Raw genomic sequence first — 12,930 nt, 5'->3', positions numbered from 1 at the left:
AAACCCTTATCAGCGCGCGGGTGGCAGGTACGGTCGTATGAGCGACCTCCCGGACGACTTCGACTGCACGCTCACCAACTGGGAGTACATCTACGGGCTCTGCCGCAACGTCTCCGACGCGGTGAAGCGGGCCGACTTCGAGCCGGACATGGTGGTCGCACTGGCCCGCGGCGGCTGGTTCGCGGGCCGCTGCGTCTGCGACTTCCTCGGGCTCAACGACCTCACGAGCCTCAAGATGGAACACTACGTGGGCACCGCCGAGAAGAGCGGCGAGCCCCAGATCCGTTACCCGATGCCGGAAGGGAGCGTCGAGGGGAAGAACGTCCTCATCATCGACGACATCGCCGACACGGGCGGCTCGATCCGCCGCGCCGAGGAGTACGTCGACGACCGGAACGCGGCCGAGATCCGCACCGCGACGCTCCAGCTCCTGGGCACCTCCGAGTTCCAGCCCGACTTCGTGGGCGAGCGGCTCGAACAGTGGACGTGGGTCGTCTACCCGTGGAACTTCCTCGAAGACATGATCGACCTCACCGAGGGCGCGATGGAGCGCGCCGACGAGTCGGCGTTCTCGCGGGAGGACCTGCGTCACTACTTGGAGGAGTACCACGGCATCGGCCGGATCGAGATGGAGGTCGCCCAGCCCGACCGCCTCGACGAGGTCATCGACGAGATGGTCCGCCGGGACGTGGCCGAGCCCGTCGGCGACGACAGCTGGGCGCTCGCCGAGTAGCGGCCCGGAGCGATGGCCGACGAACAGCGCGACGCGGACGCTGAACGGGCGTTCGACGCCGTCCTCGCCGCCTACGACCTGAAAGACGAGCGGCGCACGGGCTGGCAGCTCCGCGGGGTCGACGCGCCCAAGTCGGTCGCCGCCCACTCGTGGGGGGTCGCCTACCTCGTCGTGACCCTCGGCGATCGGTTTCGCGAGGACCTCCCGGGCGTCGACCTCGACCGCGCGCTCCGGCTCGCCGTCGTCCACGACGTCGCGGAGGCGGAGACGGGCGACGTGGCGACCCGGGCCGACTCGACCGCGGACGCGGTCGACCGCGGGGCGAAGGCGGCGGCGGAGCGCGAGGCGATGTCGGACCTCGCCGGCCCGCTCCCCGAACGCGTTGCCGACGCCTGGGAGGCGTACGAGGCCCGCGAGTCGCCGGAAGCGGTCCTCGTCAAGGAGTGCGACCTGCTCGACGTCTGTCTCCAGGCCCTGCTGTACGAGCGGGACGACCGGTACGACCCGGAGCGGGGCGAGCCCGACGCGTTCCGCGAGTACGACGGTCTCGACGAGTTCTTCGCGACGGCCGAGCCGCGGCTCCGGACCGAGGCCGGGAGGGAACTGTTCGCGGCGGTCCGCGAGCGGTACCGCGCCGCGCGCGACGGGTAACTCGGGAGGGGCCCGAACCGCGGCGCCGACAGCTGTTCGACGATCGTCGTTTTCGAGATAGACGTTCGTAGGGGCTCTACCCCGCGATTTCGCGCGAGGATGGTAAAAGGGTTAACGGGGGAGGGCGTCTCGCGAGGTGAGCTTTCACCACGCATGTCTGACACCGATCTCGTAATCGTCGGCGGCGGGATAAGCGGGGCGTCGCTTCTGTACACGGTGGCGAAGTTCACCGACGTCGAGGACGTCACGCTGATCGAGAAGGAACGGGAGATCGCGGCGATCAACTCACACCGGACGAACAACTCCCAGACCCTCCACTTCGGGGACATCGAGACGAACTACACCCTGGAGAAGGCCGAGGAGGTCAAGGAGGGCGCCGAGTTGCTCGCGGGGTACCTCGAAGGGGCGGACCCCGACCGCGAGATGCACAGCAAGCGGAGCAAGATGGTCCTCGGCGTGGGCGACGAGGAGGTCGCCAAGCTGGAGGAGCGCTACCGCGAGGAGGGGTTCGGCGACCTGTTCCCGAAGCTCCGCGAGATCGGCCGCGAGGAGATCGCCGAGCTGGAGCCGAAGGTCGTCGAGGGGCGCGACCCCGGCATCGAGCTGAAGGCGCTCCAGACGCCCGACGGCTACGTCGTCGACTACGGCGCGGTCGCCGAGTCGTTCGTCGAGGCCGCCCGCGAGGAGGACGCCGTCTCCGTCCACCTCGGGACGACCGTGACCGGCGTCGACGAGCGGGGCGACGGCTTCCGCGTCGACACCGACGACGGCGCGTTCGACGCCGAGGCGGTCGTCGTCGCCGCCGGCTCGCACAGCCTCCAGTTCGCCAAGGAGATGGGGTACGGCGAGGGGATGTCGCTTTTGCCCGTCGCGGGGAGCTTCTTCCTCGCCGACGACCTGCTGAACGGGAAGGTGTACACGCTCCAAATGAAGAAGCTCCCGTTCGCGGCGGTCCACGGCGACGCCGACGTCCACGACGGGAGCGTCACCCGGTTCGGCCCGACGGCGAAGCTCGTGCCCGCCTTGGAGCGCGGCCACCTCTCGACGGTGAGCGACTTCGTCGACGTGTTCGGGTTCAACCCCGACTCCGTGCTGAGCTACGTCAACATCCTCTCGGACAGGATCCTCTTCCCGTACGTCGTCCGCAACCTCGTGTACGACCTCCCCGGCGTCGGGAAGCGCGCGTTCCTGCCGAACGTCCGGAAGGTCGTGCCGAGCGTCGACGTCGACGACATCGACCGCGCGAAGGGGTACGGCGGCGTGCGCCCCCAGATCGTCGACACCGAGAGCAGGGAACTGGACATGGGCGAAGCGAAGATCGTCGAGGACGGCATCCTGTTCAACATCACGCCCTCCCCGGGCGCGTCGACCGCGCTGAAGAACGCGATGACCGACGTCGAGACCGTCCTCGGCTTCTTCGAGGGCGACTACGAGTTCGACGAGTCCGCCTTCCGCGACGCGACCATCGAGAACTTCCCGCGGGCCGACGGGGAGTCCGACGCCGAGGCCGACGACGCCGAGGGCCCCGTTCCCGCCGAAGCCGACGACTGATCCGACCGGCCCCCGATCCGAACCTTTCTCCGAACGATCGAACGCCGACTCACGCCGCCTCGTCCGCCGCGACCTCCCGCTCGAACGCCTCTCGGAGCACGCGGATCGCCCGCCGCTTCGTCCCGTCGGGGACGAAGACGAAGGGGATCGGCACGTCGAACGCTCTGTCGCCGTAGAGCCCCCAGTCCGCGACCGACCGCGTCGTGCCGCCGTACGCGATGGGGATGTCCTCCAGCTCGTCGGGGTCGTATGCGGGGACGTACGAGCGGTCGATCCACACCTCGTGGACCGGCACGTCGAGGGCGTCGGCGAGGAGCCGCTCCAAGCGGTCGTCGCCGGCCGTGAGCCACGCGGTGAACTCGTCGAGCGGGTCGCCGTCCACCGGGAGGTCGTCGCCGATGTCGCCGCCGATCCGGTCGGCGAGCGCGATCCGGTGTTTCCAGCAGGTGGCGGGGAAGCGCCGCCCGCGGAAGCGGTCGTACATCGACGCGAGCGTCGAGTCGGGGTGCTCGCGGGCCGCGACCCGGAGCCGTTCGAGCACCGCGTTGTCGTCGAGTTCGCGGTCGATGATGCCGTCCACCGTCACGGGGCTCTCGCCGGTGACGCGCTCGTACTCGCCGAGCATCGCCTGGAGCAGCCGGTTCGCGTACACCGACTTGTGGTGCTGGGTGACCCACATGTACAGCGCGATCCGGCCTTCGAGGTAGTTGCCGATGGTCGACAGCGCCTTCTCCGAGAGGGCGAGGCCCGCTTCCGGGTGGGCGGTGTAGGCGTCGACCATGCGCTCGACGTCGAAGCTCAACACGCCCGCGCCGGTCATCTCGTTGTCGCGAGTGATGTAGTCCAGCCGGTCCACGTCGACGGGGGAGTGGAGCAGCTGCGCGCCGACCCCGTACTGCCACGGCTCGCCCCGCTCGTACGCGAGGCTGTACCCGAGGACGTACGCGCACACCTCGAATGGGTCCACGTCGAACGCGCGGAGGGCGTCGCCGTACTCCTCGACGATAACCACGCAGCCGAGCAGCTCGTGGGGGTTCGCCGAGCGGAGCGGCGCGCCGCCGACGCCGGCCCGGTCGAAGGCGTCGACGAGGCCGGTCTCCGCGACGCGCTCCCGGAGGACGCCCTCGTCGAGGAACCCCTCGGAGAGGTGCGAGAACGGCGGGTGCCCCACGTCGTGGAGCAGGCAGGCGCACGACAGTGTCCGCTGTATCTCCTCTAGCTCCTCGACGGCCGCGTCGCGGGTGAAGTATGACTGGCGGCGGAGGTTCTCGAAGACGGTCCGTCCGAGGTGGTAGACGCCGAGCGAGTGCTCGAACCGGGTGTGGTTCGCGCCCGGGTACACCAAGTGGGTCGCAGAGAGCTGGCGGACGTACCGCAGCCGCTGGAACGGTCGCGTGTCGACGACGCCCTCGACGAGCGCGTCCGGCAGCTCGATGTAGCCGTGGACGGAGTCTTTGATCTGCGTGGTGGGCATCGATTGTGGTCACCACACCCTCCCGCGCCGTGCCTCTTTCGGTCGCCGGTCGAGCGACGGCCGTCCGGGTCCCACCCTCGGAGAACGCCCCGAGTCACACGGCATAAATGCGAGCGCGCCGAGCCACGGGTATGGTATCGGACGCCGCCGACGGGACGGACGCGGGAGCGGGCGACGCCGGCGCGGCCGGCCCCTCGCTCGTCGACCGCTGGACCGCGCTCGACCGCGGCTGGCAGGCGCTCGCGCTGGGGCTCGGGATCGTCGCCGCGCACCTCGTCGGCCAGGTGCTGTGACGGGGGTCGTCGAGGCGGTCCGGGCGTACCTGCCCGGCCTCGCGCTGCTCGCGGGGGGCGCGGTCGCGGCGACGCTCGTCGCGGACGCGGTGCCCGGCCTCCAGCCGCTCGTCGTCGCCGTCGCGCTCGGCGTCGGGGTCGGGAACACCGTCGGGATCCCCGCGGTCGCGGAGCCGGGGGTCGGCGTCGACAAGCTGTTCCTGGAGACCGGGATCGTGCTGCTCGGCGCCGCGGTCGCGGTCGAGGAGTTCCTGGCCGCCGGCCCGCGGGTCCTCGGCCTCGTGGTGGCGGTCGTCGCCGGCGGGCTCCTGTTCGCCGAGGCCGTCGCGCGCGGCCTCTTCCGGATCGGGTCGCCCACCTCGTCGCTCCTGGCCGCGGGCGCGAGCGTCTGCGGCGTCTCCGCGGTCGTCGCGATCGGGAGGGTGCTGGACGCGCGCGGCGCCGCGATCACCTTCGCGGCCGCGACGATCCTGCTGTTCGACGCCGCGACCCTCGTCGCGTTCCCGCTCGCGGGCGAGTGGCTCGGCCTCACGGGCCGACAGTTCGGCGTCTGGGCGGGGGTGAGCATGTTCTCGACCGGCCCCGTCGCGGCCGCGGGGTTCGCCTACTCCCCCGAGGCGGGCCAGTGGGCGACGGTGACGAAGCTGGCGCGGAACTCGCTGCTGGGCGGGGTCGCGGTCGCGTACTCGGTCGCGTACACGGCGCGCTCCGCGGCCGATCCGGGCGTGCGGCGGCTGTGGGCGGAGTTCCCGAAGTTCCTGCTCGGCTTCCTGATCGTCGCGGCGGTCGCAAACAGCGGGCTGCTCTCGCCGGCCGCGCTGGCGTCGATCGGGCGCGTCTCGGACGCGCTGTTCGCGCTGGCGTTCGTCGGCCTCGGGCTCTCGATCCGGATCGGCGACATGCGCGCGGTGGGCGCCGCGCCCGTGGGCGCGGTGCTGGTCCACCTGCTCGCCGTGAGCGCGGTCGCGCTCGCGGCGGTGCGCTGGCTGCTGTGAGCCGCGTCGACGGGCCGGCGTCGGACGGGTTCACGTCATATAAGTAGCGAGCGGGCGCACTCAGGGTATGGGCACCATCGGATTCATCGGCGGCAGCGGCATCTACGAGGCGCTCCCGCTCGACGACGTGCGCGAGGTCGAGTTCGACACGCCGTACGGCGAGCCGAGCGACGCGGTGACGATCGGCGAGTTCGGCGACACGGGCCGCGAGGTCGCGTTCCTCCCGCGTCACGGCTCGAACCACGGCGTCTCGCCGACCGACCTCCCGTACCGCGCCAACATGTACGCGCTGAAGCAGGCCGGCGTCACGCACGTCTTCGCGTCCAACGCGGTCGGGAGCCTGAAAGAGGAGCTAGAGCCGGGGACGCTCGTCGTCCCGGACCAGATCTACGACCGGACGAAACACCGGGACCTCTCCTTCTACGGCGACGGCGTCGTCGTCCACCAGCCGTTCGCGGACCCGTACAGTCCAGAGCTCGTCGACCACCTCACCGAGGCCGCGGAGTCGGCCGCGCCCGAGGATACCGGCGTGGTGAAGGGCGGCACCTACGTCTGCATCGAGGGGCCGCAGTACTCGACGCGCGCGGAGTCGGAGTTCTACAAGTCGCAGGGGTGGGACCTCGTCGGCATGACCGCGATCCCGGAGGCGAAGCTGGCCCGGGAGGCCGAGATCGCGTACGCGACGATCGCCGGCGTCACCGACTACGACGTCTGGAAAGCGGACAGCGAGGTGACGCTCGAAGAGGTGCTCGAAAACGCCGAGAAGAATCAGAAAGCGATCAAGGCCGCCGTCGAGGAGGCGGTGCGGACGCTCCCCGAGGACCTAGAGTGCGAGGCGCACACCGCGCTCGAAGGCACTGTCAACACGCCGACCGAGGCGATCCCGGAGGAGACGACGGAGCGCGTGGAGCCGCTGCTGGGCGAGTACTTATAAACGGATCTGCGGTGCGGCGGCGCGCGCCTCCGAACGCCCGAAGGGCGTGAGGAGCGCGTGCGAGGGAGTCAGTCGCCGGAGCGAAGCGGAGGCGACTGACGAGGCTGGGGATGCGCGAGGCTTCGGTGCGGGGCGGCCGGGTGGAACTCAAAGCCCCAGCCGTGAGGCGGGCGCAGGCGACGCAAGCACCGTAGCGAGGGAGCGAACGAAGTCAGCGACCGAGTGAGGAGCGCAGCGAACGTACGCCCGCCTCACGGCTAGGACTTTGGAGGTGTCGGCCGTCGATCTAGTAGTGGCTATTTATAAACGAGCAACTGAGATTTTGGACGTTTTCTCTGCGGAGGCAACTACGTATCGACGAAAATCGCTCTAACCACGTATCAGTCGTTGAACACGTCGAACGTGAGCTCCTCGTCGGACTCTCGGACCAGTCGTTCGGAGCCGTCGTGGTCGGTGACCGTCCCCGGTTCCATCGACTCGTGAACCCGCTCGACCGCGTCCGGCGTCACCTTCTCGGTCACCTCGAACGTCGTCACCGGCGAGACGAGTCCCCACAGCGCGCCGGCCGAGTGCGTGAGGAAGGCGAGCGGCGTCAAGAGGAGGTAGATCGGCCACGTGAGGGGATGCTTGTCGTACGCGGCCGCGCCGACGAGCGTGTAGACGAACAGGATCCCGAAAAGCGCCAGTGACGCAGTGCGGTACCACTCCATGCCGGGCGCGGTGCCGGGGAAGACGAGCGACGCGAAGACGAGGAGCGGCACCAGCGGGGAGAGCGACCACGCGATGACCCGCGTGTAATACACCGGTCGGTACCTGAGTGGGAGCAGGCCGCCGTCGGCGCGCGTCCCCGAGATCCACCGGCGGCGCTGCTTGGCCATCGCGCGCAGCGACGGCGGCGCCTGGTTCCGAAAGCGCACGTCGAGCACGGCGAAGGAGACGCCGAGCTGGTCCGCGGCCCGCCAGATGGAGTTCGTGTCCTCGGTGATGGTCGCGACGTCCCACGTGATCGACTGCTCTAGCGAGTGCCGAACCGCGACCCCGCCGCCCCACGCGTACAGCGGGTAGCGGAGCCTGTGAAACGCGAACTGCTCGTACTGGTAGCCGACGCGGAAGATTTCGCTCAGGTACGCGACCCGTGAGCCGGTGTACAATGGCTTCTCGGTGAACTGGACCACGTCGGCGTCCGGTAGCCCCTCGAAGCCGGCCATGATCGTGTCCTCGTCCAGGTAGAGGACGTACTCGCGATCGCACGGCACCACCCGGCGGGCCCACTCGACGGCGCGCCCCTTGTTCGTCGCGTCGCACTCGAACTCCTCGGGGACCACGTGGACGTCCGCGCCCTCGACGTCGATCGGCTTCTCGGCGATCACGCGCACGTCGTCAAGCGCCTGCGGGACCGCGTTGACGGTCGCCTGTACCACCTCCTCGGCGTCGATCGTCAGGATCCGGACCTGGATGTCGTCGTACCCCCACTCGACCTCGTCGGGGTCGACGCGACCGCCGCGAGCGAGCACCGTCGCTTCGAAGAGCCACCAGAGCGCCGAGGCGCCGTACAGCAGGAGCGCGATCCACAGCGCCGCGACGACGGCAGCGAGCGCGGGGTTCGCGGTCGCGAACGAGATCACTACCGGTGTGTGTCGCGAGATCGACAAGAGCGTGTCGGAACGCTATCTCTCGCGACTCGGAACCGGTGAGACCGAGCGGTCCGCCGGTAACTTAGTCCGCGATCGCTTCCGATTCGCCGGTCATCGCCGCCGGGTCCTTCACCCACAGGTCGCCGAACAGGTCGTCCTGCTGGAGCCGGACCGAGCCGCGGTGGGCCATGAACAGCAGCGCGAGGTACGTCATGAACGGGCGGCCGCCGGCGGTCTCGATCTCCGCGAACAGCACCTCCGTGCGCCCGCGGTCGAAGCGGGTGCGGAGGGCGTTGTCGATCTCCACGATGACCTCCTCGATGTCCTCGTCGTGGGTGCGGTCGGTCGCCTCTCCGGCAGTCGGCTCCCCGTCCTGTCGGAACTCGTCGTCCGCGTGGTAGTCGAGCGTCTGCGTGCCGCGGGCGTGGCCGTGCGGCGACTCCGAGGTGTCGTACTCGCGGGAGTCCTTCCACCAGGAGCCGCGCTCGGCCTCGCGGAGCTCGCGGACCAGCTCGTCGAGCGTCTCCGGCGAGCCCCGGGTGTTCTTGCGGTCGAGCCGGCGGTCGATCTCCGCTTCCAGCTTGTCGACCGGGTCGAACCCGTCCGCGGCCGGGTCGGGCGCGCCGCCCTCCATCGCGGCCTCCCACGGCTCCGGCTCGGGCTCCTCGTCCTCGTCGTCGTCCGCCAGCATGCCGTCGCTTTTCATGCGCAGCAGGACGCTGGCGTAGAACAGCGCCCGCCCCGTCGTCCGGAGGTCCGTCTCGTCGAGCTTCTCGAGAAAGGCGTCCGTCACCCGGACGATGTCGATGTCCCACGGCTCGATCTCGCCCTCCTCGGCCAGTTGGACGAGCAGCTCGACGGGCTCGACCTCGTCCTCGTCGGTCTCGTCCGGGGGCGAGATGTCGGTCACGTCCGACCCGGGGTCGGCCGCCGTCGACGCGGGTCGGTCCGCCGAGTCGGAACTGTCGGAGAACTCGGAACCGGCGTCCGACGCGGTCCCGTCGCCGCTTGGGGCGTCGTCGGCGAACGGGTCGGCGCCGTCGCGCTCGCTCGTCAGGTCGAGGTCGGGGACGCCGTCGTCAGTCATCCGCGCTCACCTCCTCCTCGTCCGCGTCGTCGCCGAACTGCATCCCGGTCACCGCCGAGAGGTTGTCGCCCTGCATCGTGACGCCGATGGCGCGGTCGGAGCGCTCCAACAGCGCCGAGCGGTGGCCGACGACGACGAACTGGGCGTCCTCGGCCAGCTCCTCGATCATCTCGCCGACGCGCTCGGCGTTGACCGCGTCGAGGAAGGCGTCGATCTCGTCGAGCGCGTAGAACGGCGCGGGGTTGTGCCGCTGGACGGCGAAGATGAAGGAGAGCGCGGTCAGCGACTTCTCGCCGCCGCTCATCGCGTCGAGCCGCTGGACCGGCTTGTCCGCAGGCTGGGCCTTCATCGTCAACCCCTCCTCGAAGGGGTCTTCGGGGTTCTCCAAGACGAGCTCGCCCGTCCCGGCCGAGAGCCGCGCGAAGATGTCCCGGAAGTGGTCGTTGATCGACTCGAACGTCTGCATGAACGTCTCCTTCTTGGCCGCCTCGTACCCCTCGATTCGCTCCTCGATGGCGTCGCGCTCCTCGACGAGCACGTCCCGGCGCTCCTGAAGTTCGTCGAGCGCCGCCTGGACCTCGTCGTACTCGTCTATCGCGAGCATGTTCACGGGCTCTAACGCCTCCATCTCCCTCTCGATCGCCTCGATCCGCGACTCCACCTCGTTGAGGTCGGGGATCTCGTCGGCGTCGTAGTCGCCGACCTGCGACTCCAGCTCGTCGATCTCCCACTCCAAGCGGTCGCGGCGGTCCGTGAGGTCCGACAGGTCCGACTCCGCCTCGGAGACGAGCGAGCGCTGCTCGTCTCGCTTCCGGGTCGCCTCGCGGATCTCCTCGCGGAGCTCCTCGCGCTCTTCTTTCAGCTCCGTGAGCTCCGCTTCGAGGTCGGCGATCGCCTCCTTCTTCTCGGCCAGCTCCGCCTCCTTCTCCTCGATGGCGGCCTCGTGGTCGGCGATCGCCTCCTCGGCCTCCGCCTTCGCGTTCTGCGCCTCCTCGACGTCGTCGTGGAGGTCGTCCAAGGCGTCCTCGGCGTACCCCTTCTCCAACTCCAGCTCGTTGATCCGCCCGTCGAGCGAGTCCATCCGGTCTTCGAGCTCATCGATCTCCGCGCGGATCTCGTCGGCGCGCTCGGAGAGCTCCGGGATCTTCGAGTCGGCGAGCTCGGTCTCGATGTCGTCGATCTCGGCTTCGAGATCGTCGATCGCCGCGTCCGTCTCCGCGAGCTCCTCGTCTAACGCCGTCATCTGCTCGTCGACGGACTCGCGTTCCGCCTCCAACTCCTCGAGTTCGTCCTCCAACTCCTCGATCCGGGCTTCCGCCTCGGCGAGGTCGTCCTCGGCGCGCTCGACGTCGGCCTCCAGCGACCGGACGCGCTCGGCCGCGTCGGCCTTCCGGTCGCGCGCGTCCGCGATGTCGTCGTCAAGCGCGTCGATCTCCGACTGGACCGACTGCCGCTCGTCTTCGAGCTCGGATATCTCCGTCGCGAGCCGCTCCAGTTTGCCGCCGCCGGACTTCGTGAACGAGTAGCGGGAGCCGCCGCCGGAGCCGCCCGTCATCGCCCCCGACTTCTCGACGAGGTCGCCGTCGAGGGTGACCATCCGGTAGTCGCCCATCAGGTCGCGGGCGGTCGCCATGTCCTCGACGACGAGCGTCGAGCCGAGCACGTACGAGAAGATCGACTCGTACTCCGCGTCGTAGTCGACGAGGTTCCGCGCGAAGTCGACGACGCCCGGCACCGACGGCTTCCGCGGGAGGCTCCGGTCGTCCATCTTCGTGATCGGGAGGAACGTCGCCCGGCCCGCGTTGCGCCGTTTCAGGTAGTCGATACAGGTCGAGCCGACGCCGTCGTCGTCGACGACGACGTTCGCCAGCCGCCCGCCGGCGGCGGTCTCGCAGGCCTCGGCGTACTCGGCCGCGACCGAGCCGAGCTCGCCGACCGCGCCGTGGACGCCGTCGATGCCGCCGTTCTTCACCTCGGTGACCGCCCGCGGCCAGGAGGCGTCGCCGCGCTCGTCGGCGGCCGCCTCCAGCTTGGCGTACTCGTTCTGCTTCTCCCGGAGGGTGTCTTCGATCTCCCCCAGTCGCTCCTCCGTCTCGGCCTTCTCGGCGAACAGGTCCGCGACCGCGTCCTCGATGGTCGCCTCGTTCTTCTCGGCCTTGTCGAGCTCGCCTTTCAGCTCGGAGATCCGCGCCTTGTGCTCCGGGATCGACTCGCGGGCGTCCTCCAGCTCCTCGCGGGCCTCGCTCACCGCGTTCGAGCGGCGGCGCGCCTCGTCGAGCAGCCGGTCCTTCTCGCGTTGCGTCTCGTTTTTCTCCTCGCGGAGCGACTCGACCGCCTCCTTCTTCTCCGCCAGCTCGGCCTTCAGCTCGTCGAACTCCGTGTCGGCGCCCTCGATCTCGGCCTCGACGTCCGCGAGCTCGGACCGCTTCGTCGCCAGCTCCGACTTCACCGACGCCTTCTCCACCTTCGTTTCGCGGATCTCCGCGTCGAGCTCCTCGATCTTCTCCTCTTTCCGGTCGATCTGGACGAACGCCTGCCGGCGGTCGTTCTCCGCCGACTCCGCGCGCGACTCGGCCGACTCGATCCGGTCTTCCAGCCGCGAGACCTCGCCTTTGATCTCTTCGATCTCCGAGCGGATCTCGATCTGTTCCTCCTCGCCCTTCGTCTCGATCTCGTGGTTGAGGTCCGCGAGGTCCTCTTCGAGGCGGGTGAGCTTCCCCTGCCTGGCGTCGAGCTCCTCGCGGAGCTCGGCGAGGTCGGCCTCCGCCGCGTCGATGTCGCCCTCCACGTCCGCGAGCGCCTCGCGCTTCTCTTCGAGCTCCGAGGCCTTCCGGAACCCGCGGTACTCCGCTAACTCGTCGCGGAGCTCCTGGTACTGGAGGGCGGTCTCGCGCTCGTCGGCGAGCTGGTCGAGCCGGTCCTGCTTCTCGCCGATGCGGAGGTCCGCCTCGCCGATCCGGTCCTCGACCGTGTCCAGCTCCTCGTAGGCGGCCTCCTTCTTCTCGTCGAACTCCGCGACGCCCGCGATCTCGTCGACGATCCCCCGCCGCTGGTAGGGAGTCATGTTGATGATCTCGGTGACGTCGCCCTGCATCACCACGTTGTACCCCTCCGGCGTCACGCCCGCACTCGCGAGCAGGTCCTGGACGTCCGAGAGGTTCACCGACCGCCCGTTGAGGTAGTAGTACGAGTAGTAGTTGTCCTCGGTCTCCTTCACGCGGCGCTTGATCGTGATCTCGGAGACGTCGCCGACGTTCTCCGTGCCGGCCGCGGAGACGACCTGCGAGCGGTCGAGGGTGCCGTCCTCGTTGGAGAGCACGACCGTGACGGAGGCCTCGTTCGGGCCGTCCGCGGCCTCGCCGTCGTCGTGGCCGGGGTTGTAGATGAGGTCGGTGAGCTTCTTGGCGCGGATCCCGCGGGTGCGGGCGAGGCCGAGCGCGAACAGCACGCCGTCGATGATGTTCGACTTCCCGGAGCCGTTCGGCCCGGTGACGACGGTGAAGTCCTCGTAGAAGGGGATCCGCGTCGTACGCCCGAAGCTCTTGAACCCGTCCAGAACGACTTCAGTGATGTGCATG

Annotated in this window: 10 protein-coding genes; 6 read left to right on the top strand and 4 right to left on the bottom strand. The window is 69.5% G+C overall.

Annotation, left to right across the window (positions count from 1 at the left end):
• Window positions 1–37: 37 nt before the first annotated feature.
• The 3 genes from EXE48_RS00255 (at window position 38) to EXE48_RS00245 (ending at window position 2,935) form a co-directional block, all read left to right on the top strand.
• Window positions 38–733, top strand: coding sequence for a phosphoribosyltransferase (locus EXE48_RS00255; RefSeq protein ID WP_053771791.1), 696 nt, complete (start codon window positions 38–40; stop codon window positions 731–733).
• A gap of 12 nt (window positions 734–745) precedes the next feature.
• Entirely contained in the window at window positions 746–1,384 is a 639-nt protein-coding gene (locus EXE48_RS00250) for an HD domain-containing protein (RefSeq protein ID WP_137710538.1), read from the top strand.
• A 153-nt stretch (window positions 1,385–1,537) separates the two neighbouring features.
• Window positions 1,538–2,935 (top strand): FAD-dependent oxidoreductase, encoded by a 1,398-nt coding sequence (locus EXE48_RS00245; RefSeq protein ID WP_137710537.1) that lies wholly within the window; start codon window positions 1,538–1,540, stop codon window positions 2,933–2,935.
• 49 nt (window positions 2,936–2,984) lie between these two features.
• Here EXE48_RS00245 and EXE48_RS00240 read toward each other — a convergent pair whose 3' ends face one another.
• A complete protein-coding gene (locus EXE48_RS00240) occupies window positions 2,985–4,409 on the bottom strand; it encodes an HD domain-containing protein (protein WP_137710536.1) in 1,425 nt (474 codons plus the stop codon).
• A 131-nt stretch (window positions 4,410–4,540) separates the two neighbouring features.
• Between EXE48_RS00240 and EXE48_RS18600 the strand changes: the two genes are divergently transcribed.
• The 3 genes from EXE48_RS18600 to mtnP all read left to right on the top strand — a co-directional run bounded on the left by EXE48_RS18600 (window position 4,541) and on the right by mtnP (window position 6,631).
• Window positions 4,541–4,702, top strand: a complete 162-nt coding sequence (locus tag EXE48_RS18600; protein WP_167551903.1) for a hypothetical protein — start codon at window positions 4,541–4,543, stop codon at window positions 4,700–4,702.
• The gene (locus EXE48_RS00235; RefSeq protein ID WP_053771795.1) at window positions 4,699–5,697 is read left to right on the top strand and encodes a YeiH family protein; all 999 of its coding nucleotides are present in this window, start codon (window positions 4,699–4,701) and stop codon (window positions 5,695–5,697) included. Before EXE48_RS18600 ends, EXE48_RS00235 begins: the two co-directional genes overlap by 4 nt.
• Window positions 5,698–5,764: 67 nt before the next feature.
• Entirely contained in the window at window positions 5,765–6,631 is an 867-nt protein-coding gene (gene mtnP / locus EXE48_RS00230) for an S-methyl-5'-thioadenosine phosphorylase (protein ID WP_053771796.1), read from the top strand.
• A 380-nt stretch (window positions 6,632–7,011) separates the two neighbouring features.
• Here mtnP and EXE48_RS00225 read toward each other — a convergent pair whose 3' ends face one another.
• The 3 genes from EXE48_RS00225 to smc form a co-directional block, all read right to left on the bottom strand.
• A complete protein-coding gene (locus EXE48_RS00225) occupies window positions 7,012–8,256 on the bottom strand; it encodes a glycosyltransferase family 2 protein (RefSeq protein ID WP_137710535.1) in 1,245 nt (414 codons plus the stop codon).
• A 91-nt stretch (window positions 8,257–8,347) separates the two neighbouring features.
• The gene (locus EXE48_RS00220) at window positions 8,348–9,352 is read right to left on the bottom strand and encodes a segregation and condensation protein A (protein WP_137704716.1); all 1,005 of its coding nucleotides are present in this window, start codon (window positions 9,350–9,352) and stop codon (window positions 8,348–8,350) included.
• Window positions 9,345–12,929 (bottom strand): chromosome segregation protein SMC, encoded by a 3,585-nt coding sequence (smc, locus tag EXE48_RS00215; protein WP_137710534.1) that lies wholly within the window; start codon window positions 12,927–12,929, stop codon window positions 9,345–9,347. Before smc ends, EXE48_RS00220 begins: the two co-directional genes overlap by 8 nt.
• Window position 12,930: the final 1 nt, after the last annotated feature.

The organism is Halorubrum sp. ASP1, from assembly GCF_005435135.1.
In the GTDB taxonomy this organism is placed as follows: Archaea; Halobacteriota; Halobacteria; order Halobacteriales; family Haloferacaceae; genus Halorubrum; species Halorubrum tropicale.
Note: the sequence above shows the minus strand (reverse complement) of the source record. Positions and strands in the feature narration are given on the sequence as shown.